Source organism: Pseudoalteromonas sp. SR43-2, assembly GCF_014163885.1.
Classification (GTDB): domain Bacteria; phylum Pseudomonadota; class Gammaproteobacteria; order Enterobacterales; family Alteromonadaceae; genus Pseudoalteromonas; species Pseudoalteromonas distincta.
Genome location: NZ_JACJED010000021.1, coordinates 63,324 through 83,286, shown reverse-complemented (window position 1 = coordinate 83,286; position 19,963 = coordinate 63,324). Strand labels below are relative to the sequence as shown.

At 39.3% G+C, this 19,963-nt stretch carries 20 protein-coding genes; 15 read left to right on the top strand and 5 right to left on the bottom strand.

What is annotated here, in order from left to right:
- Window positions 1-49: 49 nt before the first annotated feature.
- Window positions 50-823 carry an amidohydrolase gene (locus H5120_RS16495; protein WP_182675537.1) on the bottom strand — a complete coding sequence of 258 codons (774 nt, stop codon included), beginning with the start codon at window positions 821-823 and terminating at the stop codon, window positions 50-52.
- Window positions 811-1,953: a methionine aminotransferase gene (locus H5120_RS16490; protein WP_182675536.1), complete on the bottom strand. Its 1,143-nt coding sequence runs from the start codon at window positions 1,951-1,953 to the stop codon at window positions 811-813. The genes H5120_RS16495 and H5120_RS16490 overlap by 13 nt, the downstream gene beginning before the upstream one ends.
- Before the next feature lie 108 nt (window positions 1,954-2,061).
- On the opposite strand from H5120_RS16490, the gene H5120_RS16485 reads away from it, so the two are divergent.
- Genes H5120_RS16485 through H5120_RS16475 form a run of 3 tightly spaced genes read left to right on the top strand, consistent with a single transcriptional unit; the run spans window position 2,062 to window position 3,910 of the window.
- Window positions 2,062-2,691 carry a methylthioribulose 1-phosphate dehydratase gene (locus tag H5120_RS16485; RefSeq protein WP_182675535.1) on the top strand — a complete coding sequence of 210 codons (630 nt, stop codon included), beginning with the start codon at window positions 2,062-2,064 and terminating at the stop codon, window positions 2,689-2,691.
- The gene (mtnC, locus tag H5120_RS16480) at window positions 2,688-3,371 is read left to right on the top strand and encodes an acireductone synthase (RefSeq protein WP_182675534.1); all 684 of its coding nucleotides are present in this window, start codon (window positions 2,688-2,690) and stop codon (window positions 3,369-3,371) included. The genes H5120_RS16485 and mtnC overlap by 4 nt, the downstream gene beginning before the upstream one ends.
- Entirely contained in the window at window positions 3,368-3,910 is a 543-nt protein-coding gene (locus H5120_RS16475; RefSeq protein ID WP_182675533.1) for an acireductone dioxygenase, read from the top strand. Before mtnC ends, H5120_RS16475 begins: the two co-directional genes overlap by 4 nt.
- A 62-nt stretch (window positions 3,911-3,972) precedes the next feature.
- On the opposite strand, the gene mtnA is transcribed toward H5120_RS16475, so the two are convergent.
- The gene (gene mtnA, locus H5120_RS16470) at window positions 3,973-4,998 is read right to left on the bottom strand and encodes an S-methyl-5-thioribose-1-phosphate isomerase (protein WP_182675532.1); all 1,026 of its coding nucleotides are present in this window, start codon (window positions 4,996-4,998) and stop codon (window positions 3,973-3,975) included.
- Window positions 4,999-5,127: 129 nt separating this feature from the next.
- Here mtnA and mtnK point away from each other — a divergent pair, with 129 nt between their 5' ends.
- On the top strand, window positions 5,128-6,345 hold the full coding sequence (mtnK, locus tag H5120_RS16465) for an S-methyl-5-thioribose kinase (protein ID WP_182675531.1): 1,218 nt from the start codon (window positions 5,128-5,130) through the stop codon (window positions 6,343-6,345).
- A 45-nt stretch (window positions 6,346-6,390) separates the two neighbouring features.
- Here mtnK and H5120_RS16460 read toward each other — a convergent pair whose 3' ends face one another.
- Together H5120_RS16460 and H5120_RS16455 are read right to left on the bottom strand one after the other, a co-directional pair.
- Entirely contained in the window at window positions 6,391-7,872 is a 1,482-nt protein-coding gene (locus H5120_RS16460) for an FMN-binding glutamate synthase family protein (RefSeq protein ID WP_182675530.1), read from the bottom strand.
- A gap of 175 nt (window positions 7,873-8,047) precedes the next feature.
- A complete protein-coding gene (locus H5120_RS16455) occupies window positions 8,048-9,826 on the bottom strand; it encodes a DUF885 family protein (RefSeq protein WP_182675529.1) in 1,779 nt (592 codons plus the stop codon).
- A 334-nt stretch (window positions 9,827-10,160) separates the two neighbouring features.
- Here H5120_RS16455 and H5120_RS16450 point away from each other — a divergent pair, with 334 nt between their 5' ends.
- From H5120_RS16450 to hemB, 11 genes are all read left to right on the top strand, one after another.
- Window positions 10,161-11,147, top strand: a complete 987-nt coding sequence (locus tag H5120_RS16450; RefSeq protein WP_182675544.1) for a GGDEF domain-containing protein — start codon at window positions 10,161-10,163, stop codon at window positions 11,145-11,147.
- An 83-nt stretch (window positions 11,148-11,230) separates the two neighbouring features.
- A complete protein-coding gene (gene ubiE, locus H5120_RS16445; protein WP_024597074.1) occupies window positions 11,231-11,986 on the top strand; it encodes a bifunctional demethylmenaquinone methyltransferase/2-methoxy-6-polyprenyl-1,4-benzoquinol methylase UbiE in 756 nt (251 codons plus the stop codon).
- Between the two features lie 11 nt (window positions 11,987-11,997).
- Window positions 11,998-12,681, top strand: a complete 684-nt coding sequence (locus tag H5120_RS16440; RefSeq protein WP_182675528.1) for an SCP2 domain-containing protein — start codon at window positions 11,998-12,000, stop codon at window positions 12,679-12,681.
- 9 nt (window positions 12,682-12,690) lie between these two features.
- Window positions 12,691-14,292: a ubiquinone biosynthesis regulatory protein kinase UbiB gene (ubiB, locus tag H5120_RS16435; RefSeq protein WP_182675527.1), complete on the top strand. Its 1,602-nt coding sequence runs from the start codon at window positions 12,691-12,693 to the stop codon at window positions 14,290-14,292.
- An 80-nt stretch (window positions 14,293-14,372) separates the two neighbouring features.
- Complete coding sequence (gene tatA, locus H5120_RS16430) at window positions 14,373-14,621, top strand: Sec-independent protein translocase subunit TatA (RefSeq protein ID WP_004334954.1); 249 nt, start codon at window positions 14,373-14,375, stop codon at window positions 14,619-14,621.
- A gap of 5 nt (window positions 14,622-14,626) precedes the next feature.
- Window positions 14,627-14,959, top strand: a complete 333-nt coding sequence (gene tatB / locus H5120_RS16425; protein WP_024597077.1) for a Sec-independent protein translocase protein TatB — start codon at window positions 14,627-14,629, stop codon at window positions 14,957-14,959.
- A gap of 48 nt (window positions 14,960-15,007) precedes the next feature.
- Window positions 15,008-15,748 (top strand): twin-arginine translocase subunit TatC, encoded by a 741-nt coding sequence (gene tatC / locus H5120_RS16420; protein WP_182675526.1) that lies wholly within the window; start codon window positions 15,008-15,010, stop codon window positions 15,746-15,748.
- Window position 15,749: 1 nt separating this feature from the next.
- Entirely contained in the window at window positions 15,750-16,265 is a 516-nt protein-coding gene (locus H5120_RS16415) for a hypothetical protein (RefSeq protein ID WP_182675525.1), read from the top strand.
- Entirely contained in the window at window positions 16,265-17,050 is a 786-nt protein-coding gene (locus tag H5120_RS16410) for a TatD family hydrolase (protein ID WP_182675524.1), read from the top strand. Before H5120_RS16415 ends, H5120_RS16410 begins: the two co-directional genes overlap by 1 nt.
- On the top strand, window positions 17,050-18,903 hold the full coding sequence (locus tag H5120_RS16405) for a diguanylate cyclase (RefSeq protein ID WP_182675523.1): 1,854 nt from the start codon (window positions 17,050-17,052) through the stop codon (window positions 18,901-18,903). Before H5120_RS16410 ends, H5120_RS16405 begins: the two co-directional genes overlap by 1 nt.
- 12 nt (window positions 18,904-18,915) lie before the next feature.
- Window positions 18,916-19,926 carry a porphobilinogen synthase gene (gene hemB / locus H5120_RS16400; protein ID WP_024597079.1) on the top strand — a complete coding sequence of 337 codons (1,011 nt, stop codon included), beginning with the start codon at window positions 18,916-18,918 and terminating at the stop codon, window positions 19,924-19,926.
- The last annotated feature ends 37 nt before the right edge of the window (window positions 19,927-19,963 follow it).

Below are 19,963 nucleotides of genomic sequence, written 5' to 3'. Positions count from 1 at the left end.
ATCAGCGACTATTTTAACACTTTATTGGCTCTGCGCTAAATTAACGTATTTATATTAATGTAAAAGAGTCTGCATCTAAATAGGCAGGAAACGCTGCTCTAAACTCATCCAGTGGCGCTTTTTCAAGTGTTATAGTAACTAGTTGCTCTGCGTCATCTTGCGCTTTAGTTAATGCATCGCCTTTGAAGTCGTATACTGCGGTACCGCCATTGTGCGCCACACCATTACCGTCTTCCCCCACGCGATTAACACCTACTACGTAACATAGGTTTTCCATTGCACGCGCCATAAGTAACGTATCCCAAATATGGCGGCGTACAGCAGGCCAATTTGCTACGTTTATCATTACATCGTAGTCGTTATTATTACGTTGAAATACCGGAAAGCGCAGGTCATAGCATACTTGCGGTAATAGTTTAAAACCATTGATTTCAAAAACTTTGCGCGCTTGCCCTGCTACAACATAATCGCCCTCGCTGCCTAAGCGAAATAAATGGCGCTTATCGTAATAACTCACCTCACCATCGGGTTTTACCCAATAAAACCGATTCGCTTTTTTATCGCCTTGTGCAACAAGTACCGAACCCGCAATAACCGCATTATGTTTATGAGCCTGCGCCTTTAACCACGTCAGTACTTTACCGTTTTCAGGCTCTGCACAATCTAAATTAATGGCAAAGCCAGTCGAGAATGTTTCGGGCAGTAAAATAAGATCGGGCTGATGCGTAATTGCTTCAAGCTGCTTATTAAACATGGCTAAATTAGCATCTTTATCAAGCCAATAAAGCGAGCTTTGCAATGCTGTAATGGTTAAAGTTGACATAATATTTGCGCAGCCTCTATGAGAGTGTTGTCGTTTTTAGCAAAGCATAAACGAATTACTTTGTCGGTTGGTGGATTTTGATAAAAAACACTTAACGGAATAGCCGCAACACCGGCTTGCTCAACTAACCAATGGCAAAATTCAACATCGTTTAAATCCGATACATCGCTGTAATCTAACAATAAAAAGTAAGTGCCTTGGCTAGGTAAAATTTTAAAACGGCTGTTACTTAAATGACTCGCTAATAAGTCGCGTTTTTGCTGATAAAACCCGCTTAGCTCATCTATATGCTCACCTTGCTGCTCGAGCATATCGGCAAGCGCATGCTGTGCGGGGGTAAAACTTGAAAACGTAACGTACTGATGAATTTTTCTAAATTCGACAGCTAAATCGGCAGGTGCAATACAGTAACCCATTTTCCAGCCCGTGCTGTGAAACGTTTTACCAAAACTCGATACAACAAAGCTTTTGGCAAATAATTCATCATCGCGTAATACGCTTAAATGCGGTTGTTCATCAAACGTAATGTGCTCATATACCTCATCGCTTATTACATACAAATTGTGAGTACCAACTAACTCTTTAAGCGCTTTTATATCTTGTGGCTGTAATATTTTACCGCTTGGGTTATGAGGCGTATTAATAATAATTGCACGGGTATTTTTAGTAATAGCTTGGCTTACTACTTGCCAATCAATAGTGTAATTTGGCGCACTTAAAGCAATGTGTACCGACTTTCCACCAGCGAGTTCAATTGCCGGTTGGTAAGAGTCATATGCAGGGTCAAATACAATCACTTCATCATTTGGGCGTACAATTGTTTGAATAGCCACAAACAATGCCTCTGTTGCACCCGAGGTTACAGTCACTTGATCAGCTGCGTTTATATCAATTGCATATTTGCGCTTTGCTAAATCAGCAATTTGTTGCTGTAATCGTGGTACACCACTTGAAGGTGAATATTGATTAACGCCCTGCTGCACATAATAATTTAACTGCGTTTTTAAAAGATCAGGAGCATCAAACTCAGGAAAGCCTTGAGAGAGATTAATTGCCGAAAACTCATTAGCCAACCCGCTCATTTGGCTAAATATACTAACGCCTAAATTTGGTAATTTACTTTCAAACACGTGATGCCCTTAATGATGGTTTTGCGCTTAAAGCGATGCTATCATTGCTTAAAACAGAAGTATAGCCGTCTAAAAACAATTAACTTTACGCTCATTAGTGAGGAATGTATGCAAAACAATACCGCTATTTCACAACTTATTGAAGCCGGAAAATGGGTTAGCCAAAAAGGCTGGGTACCCGCAACAGGCGGAAACTTTTCAGCTCGTACTAGCACTGGCTTTGTTGTTACAGCAAGTGGGCACGATAAAGGCTCACTGACGCAAGAGCATTTTTTGCAATTAGATCACCAAGGCGAGCGCCTAGCAGGAGCTGTAAAACCATCGGCAGAAACACAATTACACCTAAGTTTGTATCAGCTTATACCTGATGCGCAGTGTGTTTTGCATACTCACTCTGTAGCCGCTACCGTACTGTCGCAAATTACCCAAGGGCATCAGCTTGATTTAACAGGCTATGAAATGCAAAAAGCACTGAGCGGCTTTACTTCGCATTTAGAAGCGCTGAGCATTCCTATTTTCGATAACGATCAAGATATTGACCGATTAAGCCTACTGGTTAGTGACCATCATTTACACACGCCTATAGAGCATGGCGTACTGATACGTGGCCATGGTTTATATGCAGTAGGACGTAATATTGATGAAGTTCGTCGCCACTTAGAAGCCTTAGAGTTTTTATTTAGCTGCGAACTAGAGCGCCTAAAAATAATAGGCATTCAAGCGGGAGTAACTAAATGATTAAAGCCATTTTAACCGACATCGAAGGCACAATAACCCGTATCTCGTTTGTTAAAGAGGTGTTGTTTCCTTACGCAGCAAAACAGTTACCTACCTTTGTACGTGCCAATGCTAATAAGCCAGATGTAGCTGAGCAAATTAGTGCCGTAAAAGCCCTTATCGAAAAGCCAAACGCCGATATTGAAGAGGTCATTAGCACTTTACTTACCTGGATTGATGAAGATAAAAAAATCACTCCACTTAAGCAGTTACAAGGCTTAATTTGGCAAACAGGGTATGAACACGGTGATTTTAAGGGTCATTTATACCCAGATGCATTTGATTTTTTACAAGCTCAGTACAACGATATAGCTTTATATGTGTACTCGTCAGGGTCAGTAAAAGCGCAGCAGCTACTTTTTAAATACAGTGATTATGGTGACATTCGCAGCTTGTTTACTGACTTTTTTGACACCAAAGTTGGCGCAAAACAAGAGCAAATGGCCTATAACACCATTGTTGAGCTGTTACCGTTTAAAGCAGCAGAAATACTCTTTTTAAGTGATGTAGCCGGTGAGCTTGATGCCGCGCAAGCTGCCGGCTTAAAAACACTACATTTAATTCGTGATGGGCAAGCAAGCACTAAAGCACACCCTTATATTAATGACTTTAGCCAATTTAAATTGGAGCAATTAGTATGAGTCAATTAACAATATATGCTGACAACGATGCAAATAAAGCACTTGTAAGCACATCAAATGCTGATGATATTGCAAAGCAACTAGCTAAAGTAAACGTACGTTTTGAACAGTGGCAAGCAAATGCAGATATTAATGAGCACACCACCCACGAGCAAATTATTAGTGCGTACAAAAGCGATATAGATCGGCTAAAAACCGAAAATGGCTATCAAACAGTAGACGTTATATCTCTAGCTAAAGGTAATCTTGGCGCATCAGAGCTGCGCAAAAAGTTTTTATTTGAACATACTCATAGTGAAGACGAAGTACGTTTTTTTGTAAAAGGCCAAGGGCTATTTTGCCTACATTTAGACAATAAGGTTTACCAGGTACTTTGCCAACAAGGCGATTTAATTTCAGTGCCTGAACTTACCCCGCATTGGTTTGATATGGGAAGTGACCCTGAGTTTACTGCCATTCGCTTATTTAACAATACAGAAGGCTGGGTGGCAAAAAGCACTGCCTCGTCTATTGCAGAGCAATTTCCGCTATTATCGTAAGTTATTCATTCAAAACCTTGGTCCACACTAATAAACATAACGTGGACCAAAACATCGCGAAGCTACTTAAGCTTTATGAGATCGCCATTTTCAACCTGACTTTGGTTATACATACCTGTATCTAACACCCACCCTGTGACCAGTTTTGCCGGCGTTATATCAAATGCAGGGTTATATACGTTAGCATTGATGGGCGCCCATAAAGCCTCGCCAAAGCTACCGCTAACTCCGCGCACTTCTTGAGGATTACGTTGCTCTATTTCTATATCATTACCACACGCGGTGTTGGTATCAAGCGTGGTAATAGGCGCAACTACATAAAATGGAATGTTATGAAAATACGCAAGTACGGCTAAATTATAGGTGCCCACTTTATTAGCAAAATCACCATTGGCAGCAATACGATCAGCCCCTACTACTATTTTATCCACCTTACCTGCAGCCATTAAACTTGCCGCCATATTATCGCAAATTAATGTGTACGGAATTTTCCAGCGCTCAAGCTCAAAGGCAGTTAAGCGGCCGCCTTGTAATAATGGTCGTGTTTCATCAACCCACACATGTACGTTGCCATGTTTTTGCTGCGCTTTGTAGATAACACCTAGTGCAGTACCAATACCAGCGGTTGCAAGCGCCCCTGTATTACAATGAGTTAATATGTTGTCGCCACTATTTATAAGCTCGGCACCACGGTTTGCCATTCGTTCACACAGCTCAATATCTTCAATAAACAACCGCTCAGCAGTACTAACAATACCGGCAACATAATCGCTTTGCGTTAAAGCTTTTCGCAATGCCGCCATACAATGCATTAAATTAACCGCCGTTGGACGAGTGGCTTCTAGTTCATTGATTGCTTTTTCAAGCTCACCTTTAACTATCCCTTGCTCAGCTAAATACGCCACTAACAGGCTCGCGCCTAAACCAATAAGTGGGGCTCCACGCACTTTTAAGTTAATGATCAGCTCTTTCATGGTTTCTACATCATGGCACTGATGCCATACCTGCTGGTGAGGTAGTAAATATTGGTCGAGCACACTAAGCGACCCGTTTTCATATTTTAAACTGCTTGCGATTAAGTTTTGCATAATGCTTAAGGTATTAAAAATGCGTAACGTTATTTTACACCACTTTGAATAACTCTCAAGTTAGACTTGTAGACATCTAAACATTTAAAAGTATAGAATGCTCAAAAGCTGATTTTTGAGATTTAAACCATGACTAACTATGTTGCTTTTAATGCACAGCGCGCTATCGATTACGTATCGACATTAATTGAATCTAAACAATGTAATTTTTTTGATTCCGGACAAACCTTATCGGCATATGAGTTTGGTGATGGCAATCTTAATTTAGTATTTAGAATTACTGATGAGCAAAACAATAGTGTTATTTTAAAGCAAGCTCTGCCTTACGCGCGTTGCGTGGGTGAGTCGTGGCCATTAACACTTGATAGAGCCCGTATAGAAGCACAAGTTTTACTTAACCATGGTGCTATTTGCCCTACTTATACTGCTAATGTTTTACATTATAGTGAAATGCAAGCGCTGACTATTTTAGAAGATTTAGGTAATTTACAAATATTGCGTACTGCACAAAATAATGCAGAGCAATTCCCTAAATTAGCGCAGCACGTAGCGACCTACTTAAGCCACACCGGCTTTTATAATTCAGATTTTTACTTAACCGCGCAAACTAAAAAAGCACTCGTTAACCAATTTACTAATCCTGAGCTTTGCCAAATCACTGAAGACTTATTTTTTAGCGATCCGTACATTGAGCACGAACGCAATAACTACCCAAAGCAACTACAAAACGAAGTTGACGCAATACAAAAAAACAACGCATTGAAGTTAGAAATAGCAAAACTAAAAGCTAATTTTTTATCTAACCCGCAAACATTACTTCATGGTGATATGCACAGCGGTAGCATTTTTGTTGATTGTAATAATACAAAGATGATTGACCCAGAGTTTGGCTTTTTTGGGCCTATTGGGTTCGATATTGGCTCTTTTATTGGTAATTTGCTATTGAATTACTGCGCACAAGCAGGGCATATTGATGACTTTGTAGCACGTCGTAATTACCAAACACATTTACTTAGCTGTATCGTAGACACCTATAGTTTATTTGAGCAGCAATGGCTTGAATTAATACGCACTAAAACAACAGATGAATCACTAGCGCCAGTAGGCTATGCGCAATACTTTATGAAAAACGTATTGCAAGATGCTGTTGGTTACTGTGGTGCTGAGTTAATTAGGCGTACTATTGGGCTTGCGCACGTAAGCGATATAGATAGTATTAGTGATGACAATGCGCGCCTTACAGTGCAAAAACAAACATTAGCACTAGGCGAGCAACTTATTTTAAATGCACAAACATGCAACAACAAAGAAGCATTCTTTAGTTTATTAATAAGCCAATTAAACTAACAAGCATTAAAAAAGGCGCTATAAGCGCCTTCTAGTTGTTAAAACTTACTTGTAGTTTTCATAAATTTTATCAAGCGGCTCTGAAAGCCCACTTTCTTGCACTATCCGAACATGTTTACGGCCTAATTCACGTGCACTTGTTACACCACATGAGTGAGCAATTAAACCAGCTCCGTAATGAATGTATTTATTATAGTTAGCTACTCGTTGCGCTTTATCAGCTACATTTAAGCCGCGTTGCAAACGCTCGTTATGCGTAGTGATCCCGGTCGGACAGGTATCTTTATTACATTGCATTGCCTGAATACAGCCCAGTGCAAACATATGACCACGAGCCGATACAACAAAATCAGCACCAAGCGCTAATGCCCATGCAACCTTTGAAGGGACGATTAATTTACCCGATGCAATAATTTTCACGCGATCTCTAAGACCGTGCTTTTCAAGCATATTAACTACAAGCGGCAAGCTTTCGCGAAGAGGTAAACCCACCGAATCCATAAGCGGCTGCGGTGCAGCCCCCGTACCACCATCAGCACTATCAATTGTTATAAAATCGGGTGCCGACTCAATGCCACGATGATTTATTTCTGCAAATAACGTTTCTAACCACGTGTAATCACCAATAACGGCTTTAAAGCCTGTTGGTTTTCCTGTGGCATTACGTACAGTGGCTATCATATCGAGAATATCGGCTGGGTTTTTAATTTCAGGGTGTCCATTTGGGCTAATCGAATCTTGCCCTTCTGGAATACCCCTAATTTTAGCTATTTCGGCGTTAACTTTGCGCCCTGGTAACATACCGCCTTTACCTGGTTTTGCACCTTGGCTCATTTTTAGCTCGAACATTTTGACTTGTTCGTGAGCTGCTATTTCTTTAAGTTTCTCGGTGCTTAAGTTTCCATGCTCGTCTCGGGCACCATATTTAGCTGTACCAATTTGAAATACCAAATCGGCGCCACCTTCAAGGTGGTAAGGGCTTAAGCCCCCTTCACCTGTGTTCATCCAGCAACCCGCTAATTTAGCACCTTTTGATAAAGCGCTCACAGCAGGCTTTGAAAGCGCACCAAAGCTCATGCCCGACACATTAAATAACGAATTAGTGGTGTAAGGTGTTTTACAATACGGACCTAAAGTAACATTACTCGGGTCGAGCGCTTCTTCATCTAAAGTAGGAAAAGCACAGTTCATAAACATAACCGTACCCGTCACTTCTAAGCTTTGTGTTGAACCAAATGCAGCGGTGCGATCGACATCTTTTGCTGCGCGGTAAACCCAACTGCGCTCAGCGCGGTTAAATGGCATTTCTTCTCGATCGAGGGCAAAAAAGTATTGTCTGAAAAATTCACCTTGGCGTTCAAAAAAATATCGAAAGCGGCCAATTACTGGGTAGTTACGCCTAATAGCATGTTTTGTTTGTGTTATATCGCGAAAGTAAAAAATAATAACAGTAAGCACAATTAACCCAAGTGCGATAATAAAAATACTCGCAAATACGTCAATACTAAACATAATGAAATTGCTCATCTAAGGCCCCTTGATGGCTATATTTTTAAATAATATCTATTGCGTAGTATGTGAATATTTTGACGATTGGAGTCGCTAAAATAAACTACACTACTAGCTCTGTGGTATAAAAAAGGTGTTGTGGTCAAAATGACACAACACCTTTGTTTGTTCAAGGTTTATAAGCCCTACAAAGCTACTTTTGCTGCTTACTTAACTCATTTTTTATATATAAACGTACCTGTGTTTCTAATACTGACAAGGGCACTGAACCATGGCGAAGAACCTGATGATGAAATTCGCGAATATCAAAATTTGGTCCAAGCGCTTGCTCTGCTTCAACACGTAAACGTTTAATAGTTAACTCACCAATTTTGTATGACAGTGCCTGAGCTGGCCAAGATATATAACGGTCAGTTTCTGTTCTAACATTATGCAGCGAAAGCGCGGTGTTCTCGCTCATAAAGTTCATAGCTCGCTCGCGGCTCCAGCCATACATGTGCATCCCTGTATCAACAACCAAGCGTGCTGCTCGCCACATTTCATAAGTTAAGCGACCAAAACGGCTATATGGGTCTTGATAAAAGCCTGCTTCTAAACCTAAGTATTCAGAGTAAAGCCCCCAACCTTCGCCAAATGCCGAAAGGTAAGCATCACGACGATAGCTCGGCAAATTTTCAAGCTCTGCATTAAGTGATATCTGTAAATGATGACCTGGCACTGCTTCGTGCAATGTTAATGCTTCTAAAACATACAAAGGGCGCTTATCTAAAGCGTAAGTATTTACCCAGTAGTATCCAGCTTCATCATCTCGATTAGAGCCAGAATATCGACCTGTTGTGTATTTAGGAGCAATACTTGCAGGTACCGGTGCCACGCCATAAGGTTTGCGCGGTAGGGTATGAAATAACTTAGGCAGCTGTGCATCCATTTTTTTTGCAATGTAAGCTGCTTCTTTCAAAAGTTGCTCAGGTGTTGTTGCGTAAAACTGTGGGTCAGTACGTAAAAAGTGAATAAACTCAGCAAATGAGCCTTTAAAACCAACTTCTTTTATTACAGCTTCCATTTCACCTCGAATGCGAGCAACTTCTTTTAAGCCTAGCTCGTGGATCTCTTTAGGTGTCATGTCGGTAGTGGTGTAATGCTTAGCACGGTTTTTATAAAAAGCTTTGCCATTAGGGGTTTCTGAAATACCAATACTTGTGCGGGCGCCCGGTTTGTATTGCTCAGTAAAAAACGTTAAGTAGCTTTTATATGCTGGTATTACTTTATTTTTTAAAACAACTTTAGCTCGCTGTTGAAGTGCATAAAAGTCACTCTCACTTAAACTGGCAGTGTTAGCTAAAAACGGTTTATAAAATTCTGATTGAGTTACATCATCAACAATATAAGTACTTATGGAGTCTTCGTATCCTTCTAAAACTGCTTTTGGTTGGGTGAGACCTGTTTCGAGCCCTTTTTTCATCCAATATATATTTTGCTCAAAAAAGCGGGGGATTTGTGCTAAACGTGCAAGGTATGTCTCTAAATCTTGCTCTTTTTTATATTGGGAACTGTTAACGATGTACGACAGACCGGAGTGAAAACCATACTCAGATGTAAGCGGCATGTAATGCGCATTAAACACATATTCGTCTACGCTATTTTGCACTTGAGCACGAATAATACTTAAGTTAATTTGATTTTCGTCACTAAGCTTAGTTGCATCTACAGCATCTAAGTCTGCTAATAATTGAGTATTACTTTCGTACTGCTCTGCTAAAAATTCTGGCGATAAATTGGCAAGTAAATAACCATCAACCCCTTTTGAACTGCTATAAGGGTTTATACTTTCTCTATATTGAACAATAGATTGTGCTACTTGAGTAAACTGCTCATTCGCATTGGGTGTGGTTATTTGACATGCACTTAACGAACATAAAGCAGTTATGCCTAGAAGCGTTTGGCGAAGCGTTTTTGGTAAAAAAAGATTCATTATTATTTAACTTGATGATGCAATAGATTGCATAAAACTATCGTAGGCTAAAGAAATAGCAAGTAAATGAGACAAACTAGCATATTGAAATAATGCTACATACGTTAACAGAAGTAAAAACCAGCCAAATTGATGAGAAAAACAGCGATTGGGCTGCTAAAGTAAAATTTAAGTTCCCTAACTATCGTTTTTGCTTTTAAATAGCGCGGATAATGATTACTGTATAAAAAAATAATAAAAAGCTCGGACGCATAACCGCCTCATGGAATGAGATATTTTAAAATTTGCACTTATGCGTACTTAGTTGGTATTTAAAATGATGTTCCATGATTCCATGGCTATTGCACAAGAAAAAATGACTAAAGTGTGTGTGTTTTTAGAGCGCTATGCACTTTCTCCTACGCCGCTCAATTATCAAGTTGTTTATACCTATACTAGCCAAACTAACCTTGAGCTGAACAAAGCCCTAGACCGCGCTATTGCGGTTGAAAACAATATAGACAGCGTTTTAATTGAACAGCTCCATGCTGAATTTTTAAATACCGGTCACACAGAGCAAGTCAACATGATTCAAAATGTTGATGGTGTTATAAGTTCACTTTCTCAAAATTCTCAAGCTACTGAAAAACAGATAATTCGTTTTGCGGGTCAGGTGAGCGAATGCGTACATTCACTAGATGAGAACAACATAGAGCAAAGCCGTCAAGCGCTTGAAGTACTTCATAATCAAACCGCCGAATTACTAAATCAACACAAACAATTTAAGCAAGAACTAAGTAAAACCAAACAACTACACGAAAAAACAAAAAAGCAGCTAAATCAACTTCGTAAACAACATATTATAGATAGCCAAACAGGGCTTTATAAGCGCCATTATTTAACGCAACAAACCCAAGTATGGACTAACCAGAAAAAATCTATCTGCGCTATTGCGATTCAAATAGATAATCTTGATCACTTTACTGAAAATTACGGTGATATTATTGGTGAAGTTATTTTGAATAAAGTAGCTAAACAAGTGCAAAAATATGTTTTTCAAAGTGGCTTGCCTGGCCGCACAGCTAAAGATCAATTTACTGTTTTACTCGCCGATATAGACCCAGAAACGGCCAATGTTATTGCTGAAAAAGTCCGAAATGGGGTCGAAAAGCTTCGCTTTGTTAGTTCAAAAACAGGGATTAAGTTACCTAGTATTGGCTTATCTCTAGGAATTGCTCAACATCTGCAAGAAGATGATTTTAATCAGTTAGCTAAAAAAGCGTCTCATGCGGCTTTTAAAGCGCGGTCATTAGGGCAAAGTAGCTACACTGCAGGGCAATAAATTACCTGATAAATCATATTCAAATTGCACCTACCGCGTACAATAAAGTACACTAACCTCTATTGTCACGATAGAGATTAATCATGAACGAAACCGAACAAAAGACCACGCATTTTGGTTATAAAACAGTAGCCGAGGGCGACAAAGCTTCTATGGTTGCTGATGTATTTCACTCAGTAGCTGCAAAATACGATGTAATGAATGATTTAATGTCTTTTGGTGTGCATCGTTTATGGAAACGTCAAACTATTGCAAGCTCAGGTGTTCGTAAAGGCCATCATGTACTCGATTTAGCCGGCGGCACTGGCGACTTAACGGCAAAATTTAGTCAATTAGTTGGCGAGACCGGTCAAGTTGTTTTGGGCGATATAAATTCATCTATGCTTAAGGTTGGTCGTGAAAAACTACATAATCTTGGCTTAGTAGGTAATATTGACTACGTACAAATGAATGCAGAAATGCTGCCATTTCCAGATAATAGCTTTGATGTGATCACTATTGCCTTTGGCTTACGTAACGTTACCGATAAAGACAAAGCTCTGCGCTCTATGTACCGTATCTTAAAGCCAGGTGGCAGGTTACTTGTTTTGGAGTTTTCAAAACCAGAGCATGACGTACTTAGTAAAGCTTACGATTTTTACTCATTTAATTTATTGCCAACAATGGGTAAGCTAGTTGCTAACGACAGTGAATCGTACAAGTATTTAGCTGAGTCTATTCGTATGCATCCAGATCAAGACACATTAAAAGCGATGATGGAAGATGCAGGCTTTGAACAAACAACATACCAAAACCTCACAGGCGGAATTGTTGCACTGCATCGTGGTTTTAAATATTAAGGCTAGCAGTTATGGCGCTTGAAAAAATAACAAAAAACAATAATGGTGCAATATCATCTGAGTTTTTTATGTTACCTAATTTTGTACTTTCGCTTATTGAGCGTGTACTAAATCAAGCGCTTAGCCTTGACCCACAATTATCTCAAAAGCTAAACGCCGTTAAACATAAGCGCTTAGTGGTTGAAATAAGAAACTGGCAACAAAGTATCCAACTCGTTTATAGTGCTGATCAATTACACTTATACAGTGCCCAAAGTAACGAAAACGCAGATTGTATGATCAGCGCAGATATAGACACACTTTTAGCGCTCAAAAACCCTGCAATGCTTACCCAGTTAATTCGCCAAGATAAGCTCGACTTACAAGGCGATTTGAATATTGCGCAAACTTATAGCAATGCATTTTCAGGTATTGATATTGATTGGCCTGAACAACTTTCTAAATACATTGGCGATGCCCCCGCTCAGCAGTTATACCTGCACTTAAAAGAACTAAAACAAAAGAGCAGCAAAACCAATACTAAAATAAGTACCATGCTTACAAGTTTATGCCAAGATGAGCTCGCAATTACTATTCATCCATTAGAACTTGAGCAATTTAAACAAAAAAATAGAGAACTCAAAGGACAAGTCGCTGCCGTTGAGCAACGTATTAACGCCCTTTTAAACTCTTTTTTACCTTCAAACACCCGCTAAGGATTTTTTGTGTCGACTGCACGTTTGTATAACATCACCAAAACGTTACTTAGCTATGGACTAGACGAGCTAATTCCAAAGCATAAAGTGCCTTGGTTTGGTAAAGTAGCCCGTGGCAGTTTATTTTGGCTGCGTAATCAGCACAAAGAAAAGCCGGCAGGGCTACGTTTACGTTTAGCATTGCAAGAGCTGGGTCCTGTTTGGATCAAATTTGGTCAAATGCTCTCTACTCGTCGTGATTTACTCCCTCATGATATCGCTTTAGAGCTTGCGTTTTTACAAGATCAAGTTCAACCATTTGAAGGCGAACTTGCACAAGAAATAATAGAAAAAGCGCTCGAAATTAACGACATAAGTGAATTGTTTAGTGAGTTTTCACAAACTCCACTAGCTTCTGCATCTATAGCGCAAGTACATACAGCAAAACTGATTGATGAGCAGAGTATTGAGCAAGATGTCGTAATTAAGGTTATTAGACCCAATATTTATGAGCAAATTAATGCCGATTTAGCGCTAATGGAAAAGCTCGCAAAGGTACTTGCAAAAGTACATAACGAATCAAAACGCCTGCGCCCGGTTGAAGTAGTTAAAGAGTATAAAAAAACACTCCTAGACGAGCTCGACTTAATGCGAGAAGGTGCCAACGGCATTCAACTAAAACGCAATTTTGAAGGCTCCGATTCATTATATATCCCTGCAGTTTACAGTGATTACAGCCGTAGCAATGTGCTGGTAATGGAGCGTATTTACGGCATACCCGTTTCTGATACCGATGCACTTATGGCGCAAAACACTAATATGAAATTACTTGCTGAGCGTGGCGTAGAAGTATTTTTTACGCAGGTGTTTAGAGACAGCTTTTTTCATGCCGACATGCATCCAGGTAATATTTTCGTCTCTCGAGAGCACCCTGAAAACCCAATGTATATCGGTATTGATTGCGGTATTGTTGGTACGTTAAGCAAAGAAGATAAACGCTATTTAGCTGAAAACTTTATCGCCTTTTTTAACCGTGATTATCGCCAAGTTGCACAACTACACGTTGATTCTGGTTGGGTACCACCAGATACTAGCATTGAAGAATTTGAATTTGCGATTCGCACAGTTTGCGAGCCTATATTTAATAAACCTTTGGCTGAAATTTCATTTGGGCACGTACTCGTAAATCTATTTAATACTGCACGTCGTTTTAACATGCAGGTACAGCCGCAATTAGTATTACTACAAAAAACTTTATTATACGTTGAAGGATTGGGGCGTCAGCTATACCCACAACTCGACTTATGGAAAACAGCTAAGCCCTTTTTAGAAGACTGGGTAAAGCAACAAGTTGGACCGCTATCAGTACTGAAGCAAATGTATGCTAACTTGCCATTTTGGGCTGAAAAAATGCCCGAGTTACCGGATCTAATTTACCAAAATTTAAAGCGAGCACCACACATTCAACCACAAGAACAAAAGGTATCTCATAAACCTTTAATATTGAGTTTATTTGGTAGTGCTACAATGATTATGGCAACACTTTGTTATTTACAGCACGATTTAATAGCTGCAAGTCTTGCAATAAGCTTATCGGCTATTAGCTTTATAGCGGCATGGCGCAGCGCATAAACTGGGTGCTATTTGCGCTAGTGAGCGTATAATTAGTATTTAAAATAAACATTTAACCGTTTTATATATTGGAGAAAACCATGGGTTTTGGTGGTATTAGTATTTGGCAATTATTAATTGTTTTAGCGATCATAGTTTTACTTTTTGGCACAAAAAAACTACGCGGTATGGGTGGCGATATTGGGGGCGCTGTAAAGGGCTTCAAAAAAGCAATGTCGGATGATCAAATGAGCGAGAAAGAGAAATCCGAGCAAATTCAACAATCAGAAAAAAACACTGCTGACAACTCAACCGATACTGAAAAAAACAAAGATAACAATAAGGTTTAATTAGTATGGGCATGTGGGAACTTGTTGTTATTTTTATTGTTGGTTTAGTGGTGCTCGGACCTGAGCGCTTACCTGTTGCGATTAGAACAGTGAGTAAATGGGTTAAAACCGCTAAATCACTTGCCAACTCAGTAAAAGCCGAAGTAAGTGAAGAGCTTCGCATCCATGAGCTGCACGAAAACCTTAAAAAAGCAGAACAGCAAGAATTGAAAGATTTAAGCCCTGAGTTACAAAGCTCACTAACAGAGCTACAAAAAGCGGCTGAATCAGTTACTCACAGCTACAAGAAACAACAATCTGATACATCAAATAACCAACAACTTGATGAGAAAAAGTGAAATTTATTTCTCACTTTGTGGTCAACTTACTACATGGTATAAAAAATAATGGCTGAGGAAGTAAAATCAGGGTTTGTAGCTCATTTAATTGAGTTGCGTGATCGGCTAATAAAGGCACTACTAAGCATTTTTGTTATTTTTATTGCCATAGTATATTTTGCAAATGATATTTATGCTTTTGTTGCACAGCCGCTAGTCTCGCATTTGCCAAGTACTGCAACCATGATTGCAACTGATGTAACAGCCCCCTTTTTTGCACCTTTCAAACTTACTTTATTTGTCGCTTTATTTACGTCGATTCCATGGATATTGCATCAGGTTTGGGGGTTTATAGCGCCGGGCTTATATCAGCACGAAAAGAAAATGCTCATGCCTATTCTCGCCTCAAGTATAATATTATTTTATGGCGGCATAGCCTTTTGTTACTTTGTAGTTCTGCCAATTATTTTAGGCTTTTTTACAAGTACCGGTCCCGAAATGATGACCCTTGCACCTGACATAAGTAGTTATCTAGGATTTGTATTAAAGTTGTTTTTTGCATTTGGCGTCGCTTTCGAAATTCCAGTGGCTATTATGTTGCTATGCTGGAGTGGCGCAACAACAACAAAAAGCTTAAAAGAAAAGCGCCCTTATATCGTCGTGGGTGTTTTTGTAGTCGCGATGTTTTTAACACCGCCTGATGTATTATCACAAACATTGCTAGCATTTCCGATGCTTCTTCTGTTTGAACTAGGTCTAATTTTAGCAAAGTTTTATACCGCTAAACCACAAAAAGAATCTGAGGAATAAAATGAAAAAACAACTACTCTCACTATTGGTTTTATTAAGCGCACCGACTTTTGCTGCGCAAACAGAGTTTAATACTCAAGCGTTACAAGCATGTAGCTTCATTGAAAACGATTTTAACCGCTTACTTTGTTACGACAATACAATCGCGGGTAAGTCACTGGTTAAGCCATCAGTAACAAAAACGCTCACACCACCAGCAGCAAATAATGTACCTCAAGCAGTAGCTACAACACCAACAGAAGTAAAAACAACAGCTGATGAATTTGGGTTAGAGTACAAAAAATCACAAACAGAAAAAGACGCTGAAATTAAAGCTATGGTTGCTTCAGTTGAAGAAGCTGCTTACGGCGAGTTAATTATTTCGCTAGATAACGGTCAACAATGGCGTCAAATTGGCTCTGACAGTATGCGTTTGAAAAAGAACGATACGATTGTAATTAGCCGAGGTGTTTTTAACTCATTTTTACTTAAAATTGACGGCAAAAACCGCTCTATACGCGTTAAACGTACTAAGTAATGTCATATACGTTAATTGATGCTGGAGTTAACTTAACTAATCATCAATTTGATGAGCAGCACCTTGATGTAATTACCCGTGCCAATGAAGCGGGTGTTACAAATATGCTTATTATTGGTTGTGATATTGCAAGCAGTCAGCAATCACTTGAACTTGCAACAAAGCATCTTCAATATTCTACGGCGGGTATCCACCCACATGATGCAAAATCAGCCACTAATGAGCTAGAAGCACAACTAACTGTACTTGCAAATAATAAGCATGTTATTGCTATTGGTGAATGTGGCCTTGATTATAACCGCGACTTTTCGCCTCGCGATGTACAGCGCAGTGTTTTTAGGCGCCAATTAGCACTTGCTGAAAAATTAGATTTACCTGTTTACTTGCATGAACGTGATGCAAGTGATGACATGTTAAGTATTTTAAAAGAGTTTAATATTCGCGGTGTACTCCACTGCTTTACGGGTAACTCAGCAGCTCTAAAGCAATATTTAAATTTAGGTCTATATATTGGTATAACGGGTTGGGTATGTGATGAAAGGCGTGGAAAAGATTTACAACAGCTAGTGCCTAGCATTCCTCTATATCGATTATTAATAGAAACTGATGCACCATTTTTAATTCCACGAACAGTTAAACCAAAACCTAAATCACGTAAAAATGAACCTGCCCTGCTTCCTTATATCTGTCAAACGGTTGCACAACTTTATCAAATAGATGAAGAAGTTGTGGCCCGTAAAACTACAGAAAACTTTCACCGTGTTTTTGGTTTAGAAGATCGTTAATGGCCTATGCAAAGGCACTTTTAAGCCTATTAGTATTCCTTTGCACTTTTTGCTGTTTCGCAAACCCAGTAATAATAAAACACGATTTTAACTCTCAAAACATTAATAACCTGTATTACTCTTTTGAACCAACGTCGCTATTAAGTGCACAACATAGTAGCCATATACAGTGGCAAAAAAACACAGCAAAACCCCTTAATTTAGGACTAGAGCAGCGTCCTGTATGGATAAAATTTAAAATAAAAAACACACTTAGTTATAATACTGAGCAAATATTGTCACTAAACAATCCTTTGCTAAACGACGTTCAAGTATATCAATTACATAACTCGCAATTACTTTCTTATACTCAAATTGGTGATGCCTACCCCTTATATAAGCGCACAATTAAAAGTGAATCTTTATTAGTTAAACTGCTCAGCCCTGCAAATAACGAAACGCTTATTATAATGAAAGTGGCGAATAGCTCAGGCTTGCGAGTCCCTTTAACACTGTGGCAACCAGAAGCTTATTTGGCACACAAAGGAAAACTCAATTTACTCTATGGCTTATTGATTGGTTTTATATTTTCTTTGGGTGTGAGTTGCATAGTTTTATATGGTTTTTCACGTAAAAGTTATTTTGTTTATGCTGGGGTGATATCTCTCACATTAGGTAGTGTATTAGCCTACATTTGTGGTTTTGGCTTAAGGTACGTTCATCCTAATTTGCCTGCATTACAGCAAGTTATGATCCCTATATTACTTATGCTTATCACTTTAATGTTTTTGCCTTTGCAAAAGCAAGTTTGCCATCCAAGGCCCTCTCTTCTGCTAACTATTCAAAAAGTTGTAGTTAACGCTTTAGCCATTTCGTTATTATTTATTTGGCTACTTCCAAACAACATAGTTACATTATTTTGTTTAATCACTACTCCAATCGTTTTAGGCTTTTATATTGTAACTACGTTTATGTGCGTGCGTTTAACGCCTTCTAAACCAAACAAAGCACTATTACTTGTATTGGTTTTTTTCTTGGTGGTAATACTTTATTTTATTGTTGCAGTAATGGGCCTACACGCCTTTGACAGAAGTACGCTCGCATTTGTATTTGCATGCTTTTTTGGTTGCACTTTTTGCTTATGCTACAGCGTAATGAAGTTATTTATTTTACAACGCGATGAAGAAGTAATTGCCCAACAAACCTTGATTGCTGAAAACACAGCACAAGATACACTACTTAAAGAGCGCTTAAAATTACAAGAAAAAACTCGCCAAGAACTGGAATCTCAGGTGGACGAGCGTACCTTTGAATTACAAGTGACGCTTAGAGAGCTTGAAGAAAAAAACCGCTCACTTGAGTTACTAAATACTGAAGACGCATTGACTGGAATAAAAAACAGACGCTTTTTTGATAAAAAACTGGTAATGGAGCTTCGTCGCTCTCGTCGAGAACAAACGCCGCTTAGCATTGTTATGCTTGATATAGATCGATTTAAAAATATCAACGACACGTACGGCCATATCATTGGCGATCAAGTTATTAAAGCAGTGTCTGACCTTATAAAAGACCATTTAAAACGACCACTCGATGAAGTTGCCCGTTATGGCGGTGAAGAATTTGTTGTGCTATTACCTAATACCCCTAGTGAAGGCGCACAAGACATAGCTGAAAAAATACGAGCTGATATCTCAGTAAGTACTGTAACGGTTGCCAATAATGATATTCAATTTACTATTAGCGCTGGTGTATACACCAGTATTGCTGATGATGTTAGCAACCCTCAAATTTTTACTGAGTGCGCCGACAAAGCACTTTATTACGCAAAGCAGCATGGCCGTAATCAAGTAATCACTTTTCCATTACCACAGTAGGAGCATATTAATATGGCCCAATCAGGATTAGACCTTTTCCCATATACTCGCATGCGCAGAATGCGCCGCAGCGACTTTTCTCGCCGCTTAATGGCTGAAAACCAGCTTAGCGTAAATGATTTAATTTACCCTGTATTTGTACTTGATGGTAAAAATCGCCGCGAGGTAATTGAATCAATGCCTGGTATTGAGCGCCTATCAATTGATTTACTGCTTGTTGAAGCAAAAGAACTCGTTGAACTTGGCGTACCTGCCGTTGCTATTTTTCCAGTAACGCCTGCGGATAAAAAATCATTATTTGCCGAAGAAGCATATAACGATGATGGCTTAGCACAACGCACCGTAAGAGCGTTAAAAGAAGCTTTTCCTGAGTTGGGTGTGATTACTGATGTAGCACTTGACCCTTTCACTACGCATGGCCAAGACGGTATTATTGATGATTCAGGTTATGTTATTAATGATGTCACTACTGAAATTTTAGTTAAACAAGCACTTTCCCATGCAGAAGCTGGGGCTGATGTTGTTGCCCCTTCTGATATGATGGATGGTCGTATTGGCGCTATTCGCGAAGCACTTGAAGCTGATGGGTTTATTCATACTCGAATTATGGCCTACTCAGCTAAATACGCATCTAGCTACTATGGCCCATTTAGAGATGCTGTAGGCTCTGCTGGTAACTTAAAAGGTGCTGATAAAAAAACTTACCAAATGGATCCAGCAAACTCTGATGAAGCGATACGTGAAGTCGCATTAGACTTACAAGAAGGCGCTGATATGGTTATGGTAAAGCCCGGTATGCCTTATTTAGATATTGTACGGCGTGTTAAAGACGAATTTGGTGTACCTACTTTCGCATATCAGGTAAGTGGCGAGTATGCAATGCACAAAGCAGCAATTGATAACGGTTGGTTAAGTGAAGAGGCAACAATAATGGAATCTTTACTTGCATTTAAGCGTGCAGGTGCCGATGGAATATTAACCTACTTTGCTAAGCAAGCCGCAAAATATCTAGCTAAAAAGTAATTTTTTATTAAAAGGCGGTTTAACCGCCTTTTATTTA